At 48.3% G+C, this 20,364-nt stretch carries 24 protein-coding genes and 1 pseudogene; 15 read left to right on the top strand and 10 right to left on the bottom strand.

The features are described 5' to 3' along the window. The first annotated feature begins 60 nt into the window (after positions 1-60). Entirely contained in the window at positions 61-789 is a 729-nt protein-coding gene (locus ACRPK8_RS07395) for an SDR family oxidoreductase (RefSeq protein WP_432237628.1), read from the top strand. Positions 790-868: 79 nt separating this feature from the next. Here the strand turns inward: ACRPK8_RS07395 and ACRPK8_RS07390 are convergent, their stop codons facing one another. The 3 genes from ACRPK8_RS07390 to ACRPK8_RS07380 form a co-directional block, all read right to left on the bottom strand. After that, positions 869-1,837, bottom strand: a complete 969-nt coding sequence (locus ACRPK8_RS07390; RefSeq protein ID WP_432237627.1) for an LLM class flavin-dependent oxidoreductase — start codon at positions 1,835-1,837, stop codon at positions 869-871. Positions 1,838-1,899: 62 nt separating this feature from the next. Then, positions 1,900-2,589, bottom strand: a complete 690-nt coding sequence (locus ACRPK8_RS07385) for an ABC transporter ATP-binding protein (protein ID WP_432237626.1) — start codon at positions 2,587-2,589, stop codon at positions 1,900-1,902. Between the two features lie 108 nt (positions 2,590-2,697). Further along, complete coding sequence (locus ACRPK8_RS07380; protein ID WP_432237625.1) at positions 2,698-3,090, bottom strand: hypothetical protein; 393 nt, start codon at positions 3,088-3,090, stop codon at positions 2,698-2,700. 196 nt (positions 3,091-3,286) lie between these two features. Here ACRPK8_RS07380 and ACRPK8_RS07375 point away from each other — a divergent pair, with 196 nt between their 5' ends. From ACRPK8_RS07375 to ACRPK8_RS07365, 3 genes and pseudogenes are all read left to right on the top strand, one after another. Then, the gene (locus ACRPK8_RS07375) at positions 3,287-3,805 is read left to right on the top strand and encodes a DUF4256 domain-containing protein (protein WP_432237624.1); all 519 of its coding nucleotides are present in this window, start codon (positions 3,287-3,289) and stop codon (positions 3,803-3,805) included. A gap of 118 nt (positions 3,806-3,923) precedes the next feature. Then, positions 3,924-4,349 (top strand): PAS domain-containing protein, encoded by a 426-nt coding sequence (locus ACRPK8_RS07370; protein ID WP_432237740.1) that lies wholly within the window; start codon positions 3,924-3,926, stop codon positions 4,347-4,349. A gap of 18 nt (positions 4,350-4,367) precedes the next feature. Beyond that, positions 4,368-4,805: pseudogene (locus tag ACRPK8_RS07365) on the top strand (GGDEF domain-containing protein); the annotation flags it as partial. On the opposite strand, the gene ACRPK8_RS07360 reads toward ACRPK8_RS07365, so the two are convergent. Together ACRPK8_RS07360 and ACRPK8_RS07355 are read right to left on the bottom strand one after the other, a co-directional pair. After that, on the bottom strand, positions 4,767-5,456 hold the full coding sequence (locus ACRPK8_RS07360; RefSeq protein WP_432237623.1) for an alpha/beta fold hydrolase: 690 nt from the start codon (positions 5,454-5,456) through the stop codon (positions 4,767-4,769). The pseudogene ACRPK8_RS07365 and the gene ACRPK8_RS07360 overlap by 39 nt on opposite strands. After that, positions 5,453-6,298, bottom strand: a complete 846-nt coding sequence (locus tag ACRPK8_RS07355; protein ID WP_432237622.1) for an alpha/beta fold hydrolase — start codon at positions 6,296-6,298, stop codon at positions 5,453-5,455. Before ACRPK8_RS07355 ends, ACRPK8_RS07360 begins: the two co-directional genes overlap by 4 nt. Before the next feature lie 39 nt (positions 6,299-6,337). On the opposite strand from ACRPK8_RS07355, the gene ACRPK8_RS07350 reads away from it, so the two are divergent. Continuing rightward, positions 6,338-7,003 (top strand): HAD family hydrolase, encoded by a 666-nt coding sequence (locus ACRPK8_RS07350; RefSeq protein WP_432237621.1) that lies wholly within the window; start codon positions 6,338-6,340, stop codon positions 7,001-7,003. Further along, complete coding sequence (locus ACRPK8_RS07345) at positions 7,000-7,383, top strand: GNAT family N-acetyltransferase (protein ID WP_432237620.1); 384 nt, start codon at positions 7,000-7,002, stop codon at positions 7,381-7,383. Before ACRPK8_RS07350 ends, ACRPK8_RS07345 begins: the two co-directional genes overlap by 4 nt. Here ACRPK8_RS07345 and ACRPK8_RS07340 read toward each other — a convergent pair. From ACRPK8_RS07340 to ACRPK8_RS07330, 3 genes are read right to left on the bottom strand one after another with little or no spacing between them, the layout of a single operon-like run. Then, complete coding sequence (locus ACRPK8_RS07340; protein WP_432237619.1) at positions 7,375-7,812, bottom strand: GNAT family N-acetyltransferase; 438 nt, start codon at positions 7,810-7,812, stop codon at positions 7,375-7,377. The two genes, ACRPK8_RS07345 and ACRPK8_RS07340, sit on opposite strands and share 9 nt — an antisense overlap. A 15-nt stretch (positions 7,813-7,827) precedes the next feature. Then, on the bottom strand, positions 7,828-8,283 hold the full coding sequence (locus ACRPK8_RS07335; protein ID WP_432237618.1) for a hypothetical protein: 456 nt from the start codon (positions 8,281-8,283) through the stop codon (positions 7,828-7,830). Beyond that, a complete protein-coding gene (locus tag ACRPK8_RS07330) occupies positions 8,280-8,774 on the bottom strand; it encodes an RNA polymerase sigma factor (protein WP_432237617.1) in 495 nt (164 codons plus the stop codon). The genes ACRPK8_RS07335 and ACRPK8_RS07330 overlap by 4 nt, the downstream gene beginning before the upstream one ends. 158 nt (positions 8,775-8,932) lie before the next feature. Here ACRPK8_RS07330 and ACRPK8_RS07325 point away from each other — a divergent pair, with 158 nt between their 5' ends. The 9 genes from ACRPK8_RS07325 (at position 8,933) to ACRPK8_RS07285 (ending at position 18,850) form a co-directional block, all read left to right on the top strand. Continuing rightward, positions 8,933-9,343, top strand: coding sequence for a group-specific protein (locus ACRPK8_RS07325; RefSeq protein ID WP_432237616.1), 411 nt, complete (start codon positions 8,933-8,935; stop codon positions 9,341-9,343). Then, a complete protein-coding gene (locus ACRPK8_RS07320; RefSeq protein WP_432237615.1) occupies positions 9,340-9,903 on the top strand; it encodes an ATP-binding protein in 564 nt (187 codons plus the stop codon). Before ACRPK8_RS07325 ends, ACRPK8_RS07320 begins: the two co-directional genes overlap by 4 nt. 17 nt (positions 9,904-9,920) lie before the next feature. Then, positions 9,921-10,757: a phosphotransferase gene (locus tag ACRPK8_RS07315; RefSeq protein ID WP_432237614.1), complete on the top strand. Its 837-nt coding sequence runs from the start codon at positions 9,921-9,923 to the stop codon at positions 10,755-10,757. Between the two features lie 269 nt (positions 10,758-11,026). After that, positions 11,027-11,722 (top strand): ABC transporter ATP-binding protein, encoded by a 696-nt coding sequence (locus ACRPK8_RS07310; RefSeq protein WP_290721962.1) that lies wholly within the window; start codon positions 11,027-11,029, stop codon positions 11,720-11,722. A 27-nt stretch (positions 11,723-11,749) separates the two neighbouring features. Then, on the top strand, positions 11,750-12,523 hold the full coding sequence (locus ACRPK8_RS07305) for a hypothetical protein (protein ID WP_432237613.1): 774 nt from the start codon (positions 11,750-11,752) through the stop codon (positions 12,521-12,523). Positions 12,524-12,542: 19 nt separating this feature from the next. Next, positions 12,543-15,185, top strand: coding sequence for an ABC transporter permease (locus ACRPK8_RS07300; RefSeq protein ID WP_432237612.1), 2,643 nt, complete (start codon positions 12,543-12,545; stop codon positions 15,183-15,185). Positions 15,186-15,237: 52 nt separating this feature from the next. Continuing rightward, entirely contained in the window at positions 15,238-15,654 is a 417-nt protein-coding gene (locus tag ACRPK8_RS07295) for an NUDIX hydrolase (protein WP_055968256.1), read from the top strand. Positions 15,655-15,668: 14 nt separating this feature from the next. Next, a complete protein-coding gene (locus ACRPK8_RS07290; RefSeq protein ID WP_432237611.1) occupies positions 15,669-18,305 on the top strand; it encodes an ABC transporter permease in 2,637 nt (878 codons plus the stop codon). Positions 18,306-18,322: 17 nt separating this feature from the next. Then, positions 18,323-18,850 carry an HAD-IIIA family hydrolase gene (locus ACRPK8_RS07285; protein WP_432237610.1) on the top strand — a complete coding sequence of 176 codons (528 nt, stop codon included), beginning with the start codon at positions 18,323-18,325 and terminating at the stop codon, positions 18,848-18,850. 450 nt (positions 18,851-19,300) lie between these two features. Here ACRPK8_RS07285 and ACRPK8_RS07280 read toward each other — a convergent pair whose 3' ends face one another. Continuing rightward, entirely contained in the window at positions 19,301-19,636 is a 336-nt protein-coding gene (locus ACRPK8_RS07280) for a nucleotidyltransferase domain-containing protein (protein WP_432237609.1), read from the bottom strand. Further along, positions 19,633-20,220 carry a TetR/AcrR family transcriptional regulator gene (locus ACRPK8_RS07275; RefSeq protein WP_432237608.1) on the bottom strand — a complete coding sequence of 196 codons (588 nt, stop codon included), beginning with the start codon at positions 20,218-20,220 and terminating at the stop codon, positions 19,633-19,635. Before ACRPK8_RS07275 ends, ACRPK8_RS07280 begins: the two co-directional genes overlap by 4 nt. Positions 20,221-20,364 lie beyond the last annotated feature (144 nt).

The following is a 20,364-nucleotide window of genomic DNA, read 5'->3' as shown; positions in this document are numbered from 1 at the left end:
TAAAACAGGAAAAGCGGCAATACCTTTCAAGGAGTACGTTATTCAGAAGGAGGAGTTCAGATGATTCAAGATAAAGTCGTCATCATTACAGGAGCATCCAGCGGTATTGGGGAAGCAACCGCAAAAGAACTTGCGAAACAAGGCGCAAAACTTGTACTTGCGGCTCGCCGGGAAGATCGTTTGGAAGAACTCGTCAAAGATGTCGAATCAGCAGGCGGTCAAGCCATCTATCAAGTGACGGACGTTACGGATCGTGAGCAAGTCGACGCTCTCGCTAAACTTGCGAAAGATAAGTTCGGCTCAGTTGATGTCATCGTCAACAACGCCGGATTGATGCCACTATCACATCTCCATAAGAATCAGCAGGACGAATGGAACACGATGGTCGACGTCAACATCAAAGGGGTCCTTCACGGAATCGGAGCAGTCCTGCCGTATATGCGCGAGCAAAAAAGCGGTCACGTCATCAACATCTCGTCCGTCGCAGGTCATGAGGTCATGCCGTCGAGTGCCGTCTATAGCGGGACGAAATTCGCCGTTCGCGCCATTACGGAAGGTCTCCGTAAGGAAGAATCGGTCGACAACCACATCCGGGCAACAATCATCTCCCCGGGAGCGGTCGATACGGAATTGAAGGATCATATCTCGGATGAAGAGATCAAACAAGGCATCGGAGATTTGAAAGCGATCGATGCGAGTGCGATTGCCCGTGCCATCGCCTATGCGGTCAATGAACCAGACGATGTTGCAATTAATGAAATCTTGATTCGTCCAACTGGTCAGCGTTGATTAAAAAATCCAGTAACTAGATCGATGAGTAAACAGGACCCCGCTTTAGCTGTTTTGCTAAAGCGGGGTCCTGTTACGTTTAGAGTAGCCGCTCTGCGATGAGCTCGTACGACTGCAATCGTTTTTCTTGATCAAAGGCGTTATTGATCAGTAAAAACTGATCCGTTTGATAACGCGCTGCTAACGTCTCAAGCTCGCGTGCAACCATATCCGGTGTTCCGACAATCGCCCGCCGGCGATCTTTCCGGATCCGTTCCGCTTGAACGTCATTAAAGACTTTTGCGTCAGTCGACGAAAACGACGGAACGATTGAATTCCCGAGTCGGATACCTTGAATCCAGGCATCCTGCGTCCGAGCGAGACGCTCGGCTTCTTCTTGCGTCGGTGCACAGATGACGAAAACGCAGACGATGACGCTTGTTCCTCCTGACTCGCGATACGTCGATAACGTCTCTTCCCAACGATCCGGATTGATGAAGTGACCAAAAACGAGACCACGATCCTGTTCTGCTGCGATCCGCGCACTACGTGGCGACAGACCAAGGATTGAGATCGGTGACGGTTGCCGGTCACGCGGTGTCGTCTTGACGATCCGGTACGGGTGTCGATTCGATAGACTATCTGTCAAGAAGCCAGCCGTTTCATTGACAAGTCGACTAAACTCAGCTGCCCGGTTGTCTTCTCCATCCGTCAAAGCAAGGCGTGTCCGTTCGCTTCCACCCGGCGAATTGCCGATGCCGAGTTCGATGCGTCCCGGATAAAACGCATCGAGCGTCGCAAAACTCTCGGCGACTTTCAGGGGATGGTATTGCGGTAACAAAATGCCCCCTGAACCCAGCTTGATCGTCGACGTCCGTGCACCCATTCGGGCAATGAACAGTTCCGGTGCCGCACTGAGCAACCCATTCGTATTATGGTGTTCAGCGAACCAGTACCGCTCATATCCGAGTCGCTCCGCTTCTAGAACGAGTCGTTCCGTCGCTTCCATCGTCGCTTCGACCGTATCGCCTTCGTGTAACGGTACCTGATCCAAAATTCCAAGTCGCATCAATCATTCCTCCTCTACCCTTTTAGTGTAAGGGGTGAAGGAGATGAGTTCAAAAACGGGGCTCAGGCATGAACGAGTCGGTCTTCGATGATGACACCATCTCGCATCTCGATTGTCCGGTTCGCCCGTTCAGCAAGCGCCGGGTCATGGGTGACGAATAACACGCCGCAGCCCTTCTCTTCGTTTAACGACCGTAAGAGATTAAATATGATTTCGCCTGTATCCGTATCAAGGTTTCCTGTCGGCTCATCGGCAAGTAGCCATTTCGGTTCATGGACGAGTGCGCGGGCAACGGCGACCCGTTGTTGTTGTCCACCTGAGAGTTGCGATGGCAGGCTGCCCGCTTTATCAGTGAGACCCACTTGCGCGAGCAACTGTTCTGCGCGCTCTTTTTTATCGTACGGTACTTTTCGACCGAATAACGGCGCCATGACGTTCTCAAGCGCCGTCAGCGTCGGAATCAGATGAAACTGCTGGAAGATGAAGCCGATGTTCTCGAAACGGAAGTCGGACAGTTCTTTACTGTTCAATTTGTTGATCGGCTTCCCGTCATAATGCAATTCCCCGCTCGTCGGACGATCGAGCGTTCCGATCAAGCTGAGTAATGTCGACTTTCCAGAACCCGATGGTCCGATGATCGAGATGAAGTCACCCGCTTCAAGCGTCACGTCGATATCTTGTAACGCATGTGTCTCGACACCGTCTCCCGAGAATGATTTTCCCATCTGTTTGCATTGAAATGTTCCTTCCATATGTAAGCCCTCCATGAATTCGTGATAATCTACTATTCAAGAATCTATTGGAAATTCCTTCTAAAAATATGGAAATAAAAAAAGTACTCTCATGCGATGAGAATACTTTTATGATACGCCCGGCTGAACCGTCACAAAATTTTTCCGATAAACGATTTCGTAGGGCAAAACGAATAACAGACAACCTAGAAAAGTGAATTGAATCATGCTGCCAATTGGTGGTAATGGAGAAAACGATGCATCATGCCATGCTTCATATAGACCGATGAATAACAATAAGACGACGGCACTCGTCGTTACATAAGTAAGAAGTCGAAGCGTAAACGGATAATGACGAACAAGCCATAACATCGGTAAGCCAAAGATGAAATACGATAACGTCATGGCAAACGTCCCGAACTGATAGACGATTTCAAAGTCAATCGTCGTCAGGAACGAATACGCCGTGAACGCTAGGAACGAAAGAATCGTCACGACAGCCGCATAACTGATCCAGCGCATACGGATGGCTCCTCTCCTGAATTTCGTTTCTGTGCGCGCGATCGCGACAGAAACCGGATGTGTACAATTAGTGTAGGCAGTCCGATTTCATTTGTCAATTGTCTTCAGATTGACTTATTCAGTCACTGAACGGTTGCAATGGAAGCGCCACCATTCAATAATGGAAAAAACAGACTAGGAAAGTGAGGTTTTCCCCATGGATGAACAACTAACGCCATTTCAAGATCGCTTTAACCAAAATCCTGATCGTCATGACGAACTTTCGTATGATGAAGTACGGTCTCGCCTGACACCTGAAAAAATAGCTGCCCTTCTGTGGATGGAGCAGACCGGCGGTGAACCGGACGTCATAAAGCTCAATGGGCACTGGGTCATCATCGATTGTGTCAAGGAAAGTCCGACCGGTCGACGGAGCGTCTGTTTGGATGAAGCAGCACGACTCAACCGCAAGAAAAATGCACCAGCCGCTAGCGTCGAATCCATGATTAAGATGTTTCCTCTACACCTATTGACACCTGATCAATATCAAGCTGTACAAGCGAAGCTTACTCTTGATGAAAAGACATCGAACTGGCTCGCGACTCCGGAGGCGATTCGTCAAAAAGGTGGCGCCTTGTTCGGTGACCGTCGTTATGAGACGACGTTCATCTACCATAACGGGGCGGACTCCTATTATGCCAGCCGTGGTTTCCGTGTCTTCCTTGAACTCGATTAAATGAAGCATTCCGCTCCAACTGGCGGAATGTTTTTTTACAATTATAGGGAATAATACCCGATTATGATATGCTGAGACAAGTGTATGGGAGGTGGACGTCATATTTGTGTTGGGTTTGATGATTGGTAGTCTCGTGATGTTGCTTCGTTTTCGGTTATTCCGGCAGCAACCACCGGATACGATCGCATTGTGTAAAGACATCTTCTATGTGTTTGAAGTGCAGCCGGAATATCGGTTTCGTTATATCAGTCCTTCCCTCGATGACCATATGGGGAAAGGGGTCGCAGCCGCCAGCTACATGGATCCAGACGAGTGTTTCGCGCGGATTCATCCGGAAGACATCGAAGTCTTGATGTCGAAGATTTCGGGTGAATGTGATTACAATCAGCCGTTTCGCCAGCGTTGGCGGACGAACGGTGGGACGTACGTCTGGTTTGAAGAATATGCGACACCGATTCGCGAAAATGGACAGATCGTTGCCATCCAAGGCGTAATCCGTAACATCGATGACCAGTTAAAATCACAACAAGCGATGCTTGATTAATACCGGACTGATTCCTTAACAGGGCTCGGTAATCGCCATGCCTTCGATGAAGCGATTCGCAGATTGGATCAAGCGGAAACGACATATGGTCTGATTCTGCTTGACTTAAATGAACTAAAGGAACTGAACGATCGGTTCGGTCACGCTGTCGGTGATGCCTTACTGGAACAGACGGGACTCTGTATCCGTCGCTTGACGGAACGTGGTTACCGGATCGGCGGCGATGAATTCGTCTTAATCGATGACAGTCCGACCCGCGACACGTTCGAGACATTCGTCGCCCACGTCCGCTCGACGTTTGCGACGCACGAGATCGGCCTCGCAATCGGTGCCGTCCACACGACAACAGGACGCCGTGTCGACGACGTCCTGCATGAGGCAGATGAGCAGATGTATCAAGAAAAGATGAACGAACGCTTAAGTCGTCAGCATGGATTGCCGCACCTGAAGCAATAACGTGTTAAAGCGTTCCGGTTGATCGAGATTCGCCGTATGCCCTGCTCCCTCGACTGGTAAGACGATGACGTTCGGCACGTGTGCCGCAACGAACGCGGCTGAGTCGACTTCGTAGGTTTCATTCGTCCCGTTTAGGATGACGACCGGAAGCGTGATCGATTGCAGCATCGCTTCCGTCAGTGCCGGGAAACGGAATGTCATCAAATCGAGGACTGCCCGTGCTGTCGTTTTCCAAGCCGGACCATGCAGTTGTTCGAACTGTTCGGCAATTTCCGGTGCTTGCTGTTCGAGGTCGAGGAAGAACTCTCGTTGCTCGCGCATCAACGGTTCCATCGCTTCCGGAATGAACGGTGAATAACCCGTCAGAATAACACCTTCGAGTTCTTCAGGTGGATCGAGTGCCAGTTGCATCGCAAGCGTCGCCCCGAGCGACAACCCGAGAATCCATCCTGGACCTTCCTGTGCCATCCGTTCGCGGATGGCACGTGTTGCTTGTGATAAGTAATCGTCCGATGCCGGTTCCGTCGTGAATCCGTGCCCCGGTAGATCAATCGGAATGAACATAAAATCATCCGCTAAAGCGGAGAGCTGTGGTGCAAAGTGTGTATCTGCCGTGCCCATTAAACCATGTAGTACATACATACGTGTCATACGGTAAACTCCTTCGATTGATGTAGTGTTAAAATCGCGTTTGTGACGACGTCCGGACGATTGTGATGCATCATGTGTGACGCATCCGGAACGAACGTCACGTTCGCCTGATAGGATAGATTCGCCTGTCGCCGGATTAATTCCTGCCATTTATTTTCCATTCGTTCCAGTTCATCTTCCGGAAAACCGGCTGCCATCATCGTCTGGATCGATTTCGTTTTATCCCGACCGAGAACGGTCATCGGGAACCCAAGATCGCGCATGCGTGGTTGAAGATCTTTCGCATCAGCTTTCCACTGCGAGATGATCGCATGCATCGCCCGGTAATACGCCGGGTTCCAATCCGTACGGTCATCCCCGTCCGGGAAACGGTCACGTAAATCAGTTGCTTTTGATAGTTCCGCGAACCGGTCGATCCAGACCGCGTCATCCCCTTCTTGGTCGAGCATCGGTGTATCCAGCTGATCGAGTTCTGCTAAATCAACGGACGTCGCATCCACGAGCACGAGACCGGCGACACGTTCTGGATGATGTAAAGCAAAAGCTTGCGCAACAAGTCCACCGTAGGAATGACCGACGAGTGTGACCGGAGTCGTGATCTCCATCGCGTTAAGTAACTGTTCGATTTGCCGCAATATGCCTGTCGTCCCGTCGATGTAATCGTCCGACCATTCGTGCAGATGAAAGCTGACGACCCGGTAGTCCGGTGTCAGTTTCGTCAGAATATCCGCCCAGTCCTGATACGTCCCACCGAGCGAGGGTAATAACAACAACGGTCGACCTGTCGAACCGTCATCATAGTACGTCACTTGTTTCCCCTGTTGCTGAATCGTTCGTTCCATTCAAATCACTCCTCTATCCTATGAAAGGTGGTATTAATCTTGATTCGTGCTTTATTATTTGATTTAGACGAGACGTTACATGACCGGTCCGGTTCTCTTCCCTATTTCCTTCGAGACCAACATCAACGTTTTCGTGAAGTGTCGCATGTTCCGATCGACGACTACATCACGACGTTCTTGGCACTTGATCAAGAAGGACGCGTCTGGAAGGACGTCGTCTATGCGGAGATGATTCGTCGCTTCCAATTGTCGCTTTCTGTTGAAGTGCTGCTACACGACTACGTGACGCGTTATCCGACCTTCGCACGGAGCTTCCCTGGCGTTACTACCTTTTTTGCAGAATTACCGCCTGAGCTCCCGATTGGTTTACTCTCGAACGGTCGGACGACGTTCCAACGTGCCGTCTGTGACGCAATCGGACTGTCTCCCTCTTTTACGCAGATCGGGATCTCGGAACAAGAAGGCGTTCGTAAACCGGATCCGGCATTTTTCCTGCGCTTAACGGACCGTTTAGGTGTTCGCCCGGACGAAGTCCTTTATGTCGGCGACCATTTCGACCACGACATCTTACCGGCGCGCGCCCTCGGCATGCAGGCGATTTGGAAGCGCACAGGCGATGTTCCGTTGACCGACACGCAATTTTTGGACTGGCGCCAGTTACCTGCTCCACTCCAAAACCTGATACGAAAGGAGAACCAGCCATGACAGAACAGATTCGCCGTTTCCAACCTGACGATTTTGATCAGATTCATCGCTTGAACGCATTAGAAGGGTGGCAGGATCTCGTCTCTGATCAAGAGCGGACCCGCAACGCGTGGATGAATGCCAATGCCGCTTTCGTCCTTGAGTCTGACGGAGAAATCCTTGCCTATGTCCGCGCTTTAACGGACGGTTCAGTGACGACGTTCGTCTGTGAGCTCCTCGTCAGTCGCGACGCACGCAAGCGTGGGTACGGACAACAGTTACTCGATCACTTGCAACTCACCTATCCGACGCGGATCGATCTCCTAGCAACCCGTCAGTCGGCTTCCTTTTATGAACAACAGGGATTTCGTGCTTTCCATGGTTTCCGTCAATCACGATGAAGCGAATGATTTCGAATAACTCGTGCTCGTTACGCTGTAGCCCATTGCTTGGTAAAAGTGATGGGCTGCTTCGCGTTCCGGGCGATTGCCACTGTTCAGCAAGACAGCAGTCGCTCCTCTTGCATGTGCCCAGTCTTCCGCTGCTTGGATTAAGCGACGACCGAGTCCGCGCCGACGATGCGTCGCGTTGACGACGAAAGTAACGATCCGGACATAGGTCATATCGTGCTCGAACGCTTGCGCCTGAAATAGACCGACGCAGCCGAGAAGCATATCGTCGTCTTCTAGCACAAGCAATTCATAATCTGGATGACGGGTGACCCGCGAAAATCGTTCGCGTAAGACGTCCTCGCTTGCCGGATAACCAAGTTGCGTCATCAATCCGACCAATTGTGGTAGATCGTCTGTTGTCCAAGACCGGATGTTCATCTCTCTTTCCCCCTTTTACTGTTCTGGTGACAGAATCATCACCCGTTCTCGTCCCTCTTCCTGACCAACGACCAGCACGTGCTCAGATATCGGATCATCCTTGATTTGATAGACGGTAAACGCATCAAGGTTCGACGCAAAATCAGATGTGTCCTGTTCCAGTCCCGTATCGGTCAAGACATCATCCGTGACGCCGAGTCGCTTCCCTTTCAGCTGTTGCCAGTCTGTATCCGTAATTTTTCTGGCTACCGTGTATAACTGTTCATCATAATACATGCCGACCACCATCGATTGCGACGATTTCTCGGGAACGGTTTCATGCAAGGAACTAAAGCCGATGATCGTCAGACCGGCTGCAAGGCAAACAGTTTGTACCGAGCGCCGGCGCCGTTTTGCTTTACGGATGCCCTGAATTGTTCGTTGCCTGACGGATGACGGTACGTCGATCAAGAATTTTGGTTCGTGATTCATAGACTCATCCCCTTCTGTCGTCGTACTTTCTCGAGTGCGCGGTACAACGTGCTTTTGATCGTACTCAGTGGCACATTGAAGGTTTGCGCAATCTCTTGCAATGACAAATCTTCTTCATACCGCAAGTAGACGATCGAGCGCTCGGTCGGCTCAAGGACTTCCAGTAAATCGTCCAAGTACAAGCGATCGACGAGACGCTCTTCAAACGACGTCGTTTGACTCGGTTCGATCGCGAGCGGCTGAAACGACGCTCGATGTTGCTGGAAAGCGCAATTCATCGTGATGCGCGTCAACCATGTCTTAAAATACGAAGCATCCCGTAGACTCTTTCGCCCACGCCATGCCCGGTACGCGACCTCTTGGACGTTCTCAAGCGCTGCCGCCTCCTCTTTCAGATAAATGAAGGAAATACGGTACACATAGTCTTCTTCTGCGAATAAAGCTGCTTCAAAAGCAGCGTCGGATAATGCTGCATCTGACTTTCGAAACACATCGGCATCCTCCTTTTTTGCAATCACTCCCCTATTAGATACGCAACACGTTTAAAAAGTTTCATTTTTTTCAAATTTTTCTTATAAATCCCTTTTCTTGCATGAATGAATTCGATAGGATGGGAAACAGAGAGATAAAAAAGGAGGATGTACGGAGAATGAAACTCTATATCGCTTCTCGCTTTGACCACACGTTGACCGTCCGCTGGCTCCGCGATGAACTCCGCTTGCATGGTCACGACTTAACATATGACTGGACGATGAATGATCGGGCAGAGGATTCTGAAGCATTACGAAAGATTGGTCTTGTTGAATTCGAAGCCGTGCAACAAGCGGACGCCTTCGTCCTCGTGTTACCAGCAGGAAAAAGTAGTCACGTCGAACTCGGGATTGCGCTCGCGACGAATCGCCCGATTTACTTATGTATGCCGGATGCGACCTACTTCATCGGACCATTGACCAGTACGTTTTATCATATCGGACGGACGACTCCTTGCTTCGGAACGAAAGAAGACTGGCTCGCGCAGATTCTCGCCGATCGTTTACCGGAAGAACAACTGACGTCATGAGGACGGTCCTGTTGACGATCGGAACGACCCATGCCGGGAAAACGACGTTCGCGCGACAGCTTGCTCAACGTCTACCAGCAAGCCTTGTCATCGATCAGGATCTTCAAGCACATTTTTTGCTCGAACATTATCCAGACCTCGTTCCATCAGAAGGACCGAATCAGATCAAACATGACTTGACGGGATGGTTGATCGAACAGGCAATCACGTCTTCCGTTGAGACGATCATCTTATGTAACGCCAACACTACGCGGATTGGTCGAAAACAACTGTTGCAGCATTTTCCCCGCGCGACGTTCCGCTCAATCCTCGTCTGGTTTGATTTACCTGAAGCGACGCTTGTTGACCGACTGACCCATTCGACACGTGATGGACGAGAGGTTCGAGGCGATTCTTCTTACCAAGAGATTTATCAACGGCAACGGATTGAGCCACCTGCTCAACATGAAGCGGACAAGATCATTCATTTTCAATCGATAAGCGAGATTGATATGTTCCTGCATCACTATTTATCCAGCACCTCAGTGAATGAAAAAATACGTTTCCTAAATAGGATTTGAAGGAGAGGATTAGATCAATGTCTGAAGAACAACGACTGACTGGCGGAAATGTCTCCGCCGTCTACAAAAAAGGGGAGCATGTCTTTCGCTCACAAAAAGAGAACAGCAAAAACGTACAGCGTTTATTGCGCCATTTAGAAGCAAAACAACTACCCGGTGTTCCCCGCTTCGTCGGCATCGACGAACAACATCGAGAGATCCTGACCTTCCTCCCCGGCGAGACGGCAGATTATCCGCTAAAAGCATACATGTGGCATGATGACGTATTAGACGATGTCGCACGTCTGATGCGCCAGTATCATGACGCGACGGTCGACTTCGAAACCGATGACTGGGAACCATTGATCAACACCCCGACTCCATACGAAGTCGTCTGCCACAATGATTTTGCTGTCTATAATACGATTTTTCAGGATCAGCGCCTCAGTGGCGTGATCGACTTTGACCTCGCGGCACCCGGTCCGCGTGCTTGGGATATCGTCTATGCGCTCTATACGTTCGTTCCGCTCAGTAGGAGACGACAAGCACCTGACGGATCCGTTATCGATTATGTATCGGAGCAGGATGACGTACGCTTTTCCGAACGTGTGAGTCGATTCCTTGATGCGTATGGTTATGAAGGTTCACGTGCCGAATTGCTACCTATGTTATTGTTGCGCGTCGAAGCCCTCTATCTATTAATTGATCAAAGAGCTGCGGACGGTGATGCTGCCTTCATCAGGATGAAAGAAGAAGGTCACGACACACATTATCGTGCGGAACATCGTTTCATCACCGAACATGGACAGAAATGGTTTATCGATAAAACTCTTAAGAAATATAACACGCAATACTATATCTACAATTGTCTATGACACACTGACATTCCAACAAAGCGCTGACATTCACGAAGTGATCGTGATCGTCAGCGCTTTGTTGTTAATTAAACAGGTCATAGTATTCAATTCCAGATGTAATTTTAAACGCAATCCAAACACGGAGCATCTCTACTACACTCTTCTTATGATTTTATTTGATGATATGTCGTCATCGATCACTCTCCTTTAATCTTAAAACACAATAGACAAAATTTTCTAAAAATAATACACTGAACATAACCAAATTATGTAAAAGGAGTGGTCATATGGATATTACCTTTCAAGATATTTCGCATACATTCGAACGAAGCGGTGTCCGGACCGATGTCTTGCATCAACTAAACGGTCAGTTTTCGCAAAGTGAGGTGACAGCACTCGTTGGTCCTTCCGGATCCGGAAAATCAACGTTCCTGAGTCTCCTTGGTTCACTTGATCGTCCAACGTCCGGTCAGATCCTCTATGACGGGCAGGACATCACGTCTTGGAAGAACAAACGGTTATCGCAATTCCGCTCGCAGGAGATCGGCTTCATCTTCCAGCAGTTTCACTTATTACCGGCACTGACGGTGTCTGAGAACTTAAAGGTCGCCTTGTTAAAACAAAAGACGTCGTTTAATCAAGACGAGCGAATTCTCGAGCTGCTCGAACGGGTTGGACTCGACGATAAACGAAATGCCCTACCTGCTCAATTATCCGGTGGACAACAACAACGGGTCGCGATCGCCCGTGCCCTGCTCCATCATCCGCAATGGATTCTCGCGGACGAGCCGACCGGAAATCTTGATTCCGTGACCGGCGACGCGATTTTCGAGTTGTTACTGGAGTTGCATCGTGAAGCCAAATGTGGCGTTTTATTTGTCACGCACGATTTGGAACTCGCCGAACGTGCTGACCGGATTCTCTTCATGCAGGATGGTCGGATCGTCGAAGACCGCCGAAAACGCACGGTGCAAAGTGTCTAAATACTGTTCATAGGGAGGTGTTCCGCGATGCATACGTTTCGTGCCAAATTAATCGCGAGCTTCATCGGCTCACTCGTCGTATTTCTGTTGCTGTCGGTATCGACGCAGTCTGCATATGAAGCGTTTCGGAATGCGGACTTTTCGGAACAGGAGACGACGATCGTCAGGGGATGTGGAAAGGATACATTATCAAATCTGCTATTTTCAAAATATAATTGCCAAGACGATGGCATAATTGACGAAGATTCTGAAGATGAGATTTTAGGTATAAGTTCAGGTAAAACGGAAAAAGTGGATGGAACAGCACGTGGAAAAGCCAATGCTACCAAGTCGCCAGGCTTTTTGGAATCAGCAGAAGAAAAGGCAGGCTCTAGTTTTTCGATCATCCTTCTCTTGTTGCTTCTTGTCGGAAGTTTCATCATTTATTTTGTAATCAAAAAACGAAAGCGACTCACAGGAAAACATACTTTAGACATTACGGAGACTATGGAAGATCAATCAAATCTTTCTTTCAAGAATAAAACTTCGTCTAAAACAACTCAGTCGATACCTACTCCTCCTATCGAATCACTGCGCCTGATGCTATTTGATTTTAATCAACGATTACCACGTGCCCTTCAGCGACGAAGTCATGAATCGTTGACGGACTGGACGGAGCGCATTCATCTGGTGACGCCACTCTCCCCTTATTTCGTCACCCGCTACGCAACGCAAGCAGATGTAGAAGCACTCGATGCACAATCGATTCACCATTTTGAACAAGATCTTGCGCGTTATTTAAAGACGCAAATCTCCCAATAACAAGCAAAGGAGACTACATATGCTACGTTTCGTCATCAATCAATGGCGCCGGCAGCGCGGGAAGTTCATCCTAACGCTCGTCGGTGCGCTCATCATCAGCGCTGGACTCAGTTTGATGTTTAACCTCACCGACTCCAGTCAAGGAACGGTCGAACAGACGTTACAAAAGAAATGGTCGTCTGCGTATGATATCGTCGTCCGACCGAAGGGAAGTCAGCTTGCAAGTGAATCGAATGACTTACTGGAACCGAATTACTTGAATGGCATTAGTGGTGGGATTTCCTTCAAACAATACGAAACCATCAAGAAAATGAACGACATTGCAATTGCGGCACCCGTCGCCGTGATGGGGTATGTAAGCATCAATGTTAACGTTCCTAAAGTGTTGAACTTTCCAAAAGAAGATGGCGTATATCGGTTAACGACGCAAGAATACGATGACTCGGGTATCAAAAGAGAGCGTCTTTATGATCAGTCCTATCATATCGCCCAAGGATTAAAAATTTCTGTTCCAGAGAAGCGAACATTCTCTACCAGACCGTTAAAAGAGTTTTCAAATCTTACGATGAATCATCTGACACTGCTCGTTGCAATCGATCCAGTTGCAGAAGCTAAGCTCGTCGGACTGGATAAAAGTATTCTTAAAGATAAACATTCACGCTATTTCGAAGAGACGGACCAATATCGTAAAGGAGGAAGTGATGGCTCATTCCATACCATTCCAGTCATCATCGATCCCGATGCCGTGAGTCGCGGTAATTTTTCATTTAAAGTCGAAAAATTAAAGATACCCTTCTCGACTGACAAAGAACAACAATCGTTTATCAATCGCCTTGCAAAAGAAGACCTGAACAAAACGTCGTTTAATTCATCTTTAAATGACTACCCAGCAAAAGTTCTACAGACGGAAACAGTTTCCGTCATGGACATGCAACGTATTTTTTTAAATTCATTGAATGGAAAAACGACACGATTCATGAATCGTGACGCTGCCGGATCCAATGTAGCAGGTCTATTTTTTAAAACGAGCCCACTAAAATACAAGACTACTAAAAGTCCCTTTCCTACACGTTGGTCCAATGCGTATGCCGTTGAAACAGCTCCAACAAAATTAAAAAATTGGAGTTTTTCTGAAACTAATATCCCTGCATTCGGTTATCGCTCGATTCAATCAACGGGCAAAAAATTTAAATCGAAAGATCCGGGAATGCTCCCATACGTCGTACCTTATTTTTCGATGAATATCATCGGACAATACGATGCTGACAACATTCAGGTGTCAAAAGATCCGTTGAATCAGTTACCGATGGAGACCTACAGACCCTCAACGGCTGATTTAGTTCTTGACGAAAAACAACAACCAATCAATCCAGCTCGAAAAATTCAATCGTCTGGAAACCCGGTCGGACTGCTGACAAACTCCCCACATATTTTAACGACACTTGATGTTGCAAAAGAGACTTATGGAAACAAATCGATTTCGTCGATTCGCCTAAAAATCAAAGGGGCTTCGACCGTCAGTGAAGAATCCGAACAACTGCTCCAAGACGTGAAACAACAAATCGAACGAGATACCGGTCTCGTCGCAACGATCACGAAAGGTTCTTCCCCACAACCCGTCGTCACGAAAGTCGTCGAACAAGGCAAGACGCTCGGTTGGATCGAACAACCATGGGTTCATATCGGTGCTGCGATGACGATCTTCCGCGAGACGAGCGTCGGGTTCTCAGGCGTCATCTTTGCGATGCTTGCCGTCGCGATTGTCTATGTCCTCGCGACGAGTTATGTCTCAATGCTCGCGCGCAGAAAAGAGTTCGCTGTCTTACTCGCACTCGGCTGGCGGACGAAGGATCTCTATAAAATCGTCTTGATCGAGGCGGCGATCCTCGCTGGATTCGTCTCGACGGTTGCCTTAATTGTCGAAGGGATCTTCTCCTATGTCCGTAACGAAGCGATGAACGGCTGGAGTCTCCTCTGGATCACGCTGTTCAGTCTCGTCATCTACCTGGCTGGTGCGACCTGGTCGGCGTGGACGATCCGTCGCATCTCACCATACGAAGCGATCAAGACCGGTGAATACGCGAAAGCCGCTCGTGTCGGACTGAAGCTTCGTTCGACTGCGACACTCGCACTGAAGGAACTGATCGGAAAATGGAAGCGCAATAGTTTGTCGGTTCTCTCGATTGCTTTACCGACAGCTCTCTTAACCTTCTTCCTGTTCGTGACGTTCCATTTACAGGGTGTCCTTTATACGTCGTGGCTTGGTCAGTTCGTCGCCCTGCAAGTCGGTCCGATGCATTACGTGACGATGGGTGTCGCGATCACGATCGCCATTTTGACGACGGGGGAAATCATGTGGCAAAACGTCACCGATCGTCGCGCATCTCTCGCCGTCTTAAAAGCGCTCGGCTGGACGAACGGCGCGATCCGACAGTTGATTGTCCTCGAAGGATTCTTCGTTGGTCTATTCTCTGGCATCATCGGACTGATTGTTGCTTACACGACGATTTATGTCTTGTATGACCTCGTTCCATGGAATGAACCGTTGTTAATTGGCGTATCGCTCGCCTTACCGATTCTGTTCGGTGTCATCGCGGCGTTCATCCCAGCACAACTGGCCGCTCGTGTTCAACCGTATCAAGAACTGAAAGATGCATCTTAATATTTGGCGGAGAGGCAACAGACGTTGTCCCTCTCTTCACAGGAGGAAGTCTATGTTACCGACATCGATTTATTCGTTATCAGCAGGAGCGGTCGTCTTGAATGACCAAAACGAGATTCTTTTGATCCAAGGACCGGATCGCGGCTGGGAGTTTCCGGGTGGCATCGTCGAGCCTGGGGAAAGTGCAGCTGACGGTATCATTCGCGAAGTCAAAGAAGAGTCTGGAATTGAGATTGAAATCGTGAAATTTTGCGGCATCTATCAAAACCTCGAGGCGAATGTCTGTGCGACCTGTTGGCTTGCAAAAGCGATTGGTGGTCAACCGCAGACGAGCAGCGAAAGTTTAGCAGTCGGTTTTTTCCCGCTCGAAGAAGTGTTACGACGCGTAACGTGGTCGAACTTCAGCGAACGAATCTTACATATCTTAGATGAACAGTCTCATCCATTTTTCGTAGCCTTTACCCCATAAAAGGAGGAATGACAATGTTTCGTTTTGTCTTAAATCAATGGCGCCGGCAGCGAGGGAAATTCATCCTGACGCTTGTCGGTGCGCTGATCATCAGTGCAGGGCTCAGTTTAATGTTCAACTTGACGGACTCCAGTCAAGGAACGGTTGAACAGACGTTACAAAAGAAATGGTCGTCTGCTTATGATATCGTCGTGCGACCAAAAGGCAGTCAGATGTCGACGGAGTCGAGTAAGTTACTCGAACCGAATTATCTCAATGGAATCAACGGTGGGATTTCGTTTAAACAGTACCAACAAATCAAACAGATGAACGAGATTGATATCGCAGCCCCGGTCGCTGTCATGGGATACGTCATGTCTAACGTTTCCTTTGAAAAAGCGATTAAAATTCCTTCCACACCAGGAATCTATCGTTTTACAGAAACCACTTATATTCAAAACGGCTTCAAGAAAGAGCAACAATCAAAAACCGTGCTTCATCTTGCTCAAGGAACAAAAGTTCAAGTTCCTGAGAACGCTTCATTCATTTCTGAACAAATTGATGGTTTTTCAACGGCTGTCGCTAGAAATCCAGTCTTGATCGTCGGTATTGATCCAAAAGAAGAAGCACGGCTTGTAGGTCTGGACAAGAGTGTGCGTACGACGAACAAATCCCGATACTTCAATTCGTCCGATCATCACGAATCAGATGCTGCTAATAATCAAAATATCATCCCGATCTTAGTGAATCCGAACTCTTTTAATAAGGGAAGTTACGACTATGATATCGAACGTCTCGATGCTCCTTATCAAACCGAACAAGACCAGCAAAAACTAATTGATAAGGTCATCAAAAGACAACCAAAACGGTCTATTATCAATTCTCCTCTTGCCTCTTATCCCGCTAAAAATATTCAACACCTTTCCATCCCAACCGCTAAAGTAGAAGAAACCTATCTGCGAACGATGGTTGAAAAAACGAATAGCTTACAAACGGATTCTGAATATGCAGAAGGAGGACAATTGGTTTATCAATCTGGCCCTCTTCAATTCCAAACAACGCTTAGTCCATTTACAAGCCGATGGAGCAACGCTTTTGAAGTATCCACGACGTCGACACGAATTTCAGGAATCGGTATTAGGAAGGAACTTATTTCAGATAAAGGATTTCGCTCCCTCACATCGATGGGACAAAAGGTTAAAAACCCAGAACCAGGCTCATCTAATGTCCGCTTTCCATTTTTACAATTTAAAGTCGTTGGTCTGTACGATCCGAAAAACATCAAGGTCTCAAAAGACCCGCTGAACGAGTTACCAATGGAAACCTATCGTCCCTCGTTTGCCGATCTTGTTTTAGATGCGAAGGGGGAACCTGTCAACCCAGCGAAATCGATTGATACGTCTGGTAATCCCGCTGGACTGTTGACGAGTTCTCCAAACATCCTGACGACGATTGACAGCGCGCGAGCAGTCAATGGCGAACAAGCTATTTCTTCGATTCGTCTTAAAATCAAAGGCGCTTCGACTGTCAGTGAAGATTCAGAGCAACTACTCCAAGACGTGAAAAAACAGATTGAACAGAAAACTGGATTGATGGTCACCATCACTAAAGGTTCTTCTCCACAACCCGTCGTTACGAAAGTCGTCGATGACGGCAAGACGCTCGGTTGGATCGAACAACCATGGATCCACATCGGCGCCGCGATGACGATCTTCCGCGAGACAAGTGTTGGTTTCTCAGGCGTCATCTTCGCGATGCTCGCGGTCGCGGTCGTCTATGTCCTCGCGACGAGTTATGTCTCGATGCTCGCTCGTCGGAAAGAGTTCGCTGTTTTACTCGCGCTCGGCTGGCGGACAAAAGATCTCTATAAAATTGTCTTGATCGAGGCAGCAATCCTAGCTGGATTCGTCTCAACGGTCGCCTTGATCGTCGAAGGAATCTTCTCGTATGTCCGTAATGAAGCGATGAACGGGTTGAGCCTTCTCTGGATCGCGCTATTTAGTCTCGTTATCTACCTCGCCGGCGCCGCTTGGTCAGCATGGACGATTCGTCGCATCTCACCGTACGAAGCGATCAAGACCGGTGAATACGCGAAAGCAGCTCGCGTCGGACTGAAGCTTCGTTCGACGGTGACACTCGCACTAAAGGAATTAATCGGGAAATGGAAACGTAATAGTTTATCCGTTCTCTCAATCGCTTTACCGACAGCTCTCTTGACATTCTTCTTATTCGTGACGTTCCATTTACAAGGTGTGCTTTACACGTCGTGGCTCGGTCAATTCGTTGCCTTACAAGTCGGTCCGATGCATTACGTGACGATGGGTGTTGCAATCACGATCGCCATTTTGACGACGGGTGAAATCATGTGGCAAAACGTCACCGATCGCAGGGCGTCACTTGCCGTCTTAAAAGCACTCGGCTGGACGAACGGCGCGATCCGTCAGTTGATTGTCCTTGAAGGCTTCCTGGTCGGTCTAATTTCCGGAGTCTTTGGACTGATTGTCGCCTACACGACGATTTATGTTTTGTACGATCTCGTACCGTGGAATGAACCGTTGTTGATTGGTGTCTCGCTCTCTTTACCGATTCTGTTCGGTGTTATCGCTGCGTTCATTCCAGCACAACTGGCCGCACGTGTGCAACCGTACCAAGAACTAAAAGATGCTTCGTAATCAAAGGAGTTGTACACATGAATTCTATTCAGGCAATATTTCTTGACCGGGACGGGACGATTGGTGGAGATGCATCCGTCCACTACCCTGGAACGTTTGCGTTATTTTCTTACGTTCCTTCGCTAATCGAACGCTTACGCAATCAAGGGATTTTATTGATTGCGTTTACGAATCAACCTGGTATCTCAAAAGGACTCTCGCATGAAGAGGAGTTCCGGACAGAATTAAAGAACTTCGGCTTTGATGACGTGCTGATTTGTCCGCATGCAGCGGAAGATCGTTGCACCTGTCGCAAACCGTCACCTGAATTATTATGGCAAGCTCAAGTAAAACACGATCTCCGACTCGAGCAATGTGTCGTCATCGGGGACCGTTGGAGTGATATGGTGGCAGCTGCGCACGCCGAGTGTATCAAAATCTTAGTTCGAACCGGTGCCGGAGAGAGCTCCATTCGCGATTACGCTGACCGGGTGGAACAAGCCAGCGTTGACTATATTGCGGACGACTTGGCAGATGCGATCGCTTGGCTTGATACGAAAAACTGAACAACGAAAAGGCGCAACTTCCGCATTGGAAGTCGCGCCTTTGGTTATTTCTTCGAACGTTTCGGTTGAGAAGATGCGTAGACACTGACCGCTAATACGAATAAGATTGCAACCCATGTCGAGATTGACATGCCATCGCCTCCTTTTGATGATGCGTGGGTACTTAAACTGTCTTCTTGTTCTTACCAAAAAGTTCCTGCAATCATTTGTTAGCGATTTTCTGTAATAGATAGAGGGCATAGATGATTGATGGGATCGCCATCGCCATAAGAATAAGATGAACACTCCCAAATAAAAGATTCATTGCTAGACTAAAACCTGACACATTTGTTTCCTCCTACAGCTCAATCCTTTTTCTAATTACTCTTCTAGAATAATACATCAAGACATATTTAACGACTTACAATTATGTAATAAATTTCAATTTTCATTCTTTTTTAGTACTTCACGCTACATGGTTTGTTCCGCAAACGGATAGACGAAAATCCCCTCGTCATGGCGAATCTGCAGTCCGCTCATTAGATCGACATCGATTCCTTTGATGATGAATTCCTGAAACACTTGTGTCGCGTAAAGTGACGTCTCGTCTTGTTCGACGACAGTTCCCATCTCCGCTAACAGTCGAATGGCTCGTTCAGCGTCTTCTAGCGTAACGACGACATCAATGTCACGCGGTGTAACAGGCAGTCCATGATGTGCTAACAGCAATGAACCACCGATGCCAAAGCGAATTTGCTCTTGTTGGAATGCCTTAACGATATAGGCTAATGCTTCCTCTAAGTTCATCGCCGGAACCCTGCCGCTCGAAACGGACCTTCCATCGAAATCGTAAAGATGATCCGGGCAATCTCTTCCGGTGATGTCTCGTTTGGACGGCTCAACCAGGATTCAATGACACCGAGATGAGCGGCTGAGAGATAGGCAATGAGATAATTTTCTGGAACGAGCCGTTCTCCTTGTTCCGGTAGTCCCGAGAACAGAATCTGTTGCATGTAATCGCGGACCCGGTTCCGAAACATTCCATCACTCGCCGGACTGAGTAAAATCCGCATCAGCGTCCGGTGTTCGTAGAGAAACGTCAAAAACGGAATGATCCGTCGGTACGGAGAGTCCTCCGTTTGGTTAACCAGGACAAACGGAATCCCCCGTTCGAACGTCGCCTCGATCTTTTCAAAGATCTCATTCGTCATCCGTTCGAGCAGTTCGTATTTATCCGCGTAATGATGGTAGAATGTCCCGCGGTTGACTTCCGCGCGCTCTGTCAATAATTTGATCGTCACGGCGTCAAAGCCGACTTCGTCGATCAACTGAAGGAACGTTTCGCGTATTCTGCGGTCAGTCCGAATGATGCGTAAATCCTGTTTTTTCATCGAAATCGCCTCTTTCTTCAACAGTTTGTCGGAATGTGTCGCTTAAGCGACAGATAGACGTCAACTGGTCATTGCTCCCAGTTTCTCTCCCTTTTATAATGAAATTAATCAACACGTTGTTCAATAATTATTTTATAAAAAGGA

It is taken from the genome of Exiguobacterium sp. TDN 0502, assembly GCF_050846835.1.
Lineage (GTDB): Bacteria > Bacillota > Bacilli > Exiguobacteriales > Exiguobacteriaceae > Exiguobacterium_A.
This window is presented reverse-complemented; position numbering and strand designations above follow the sequence as displayed.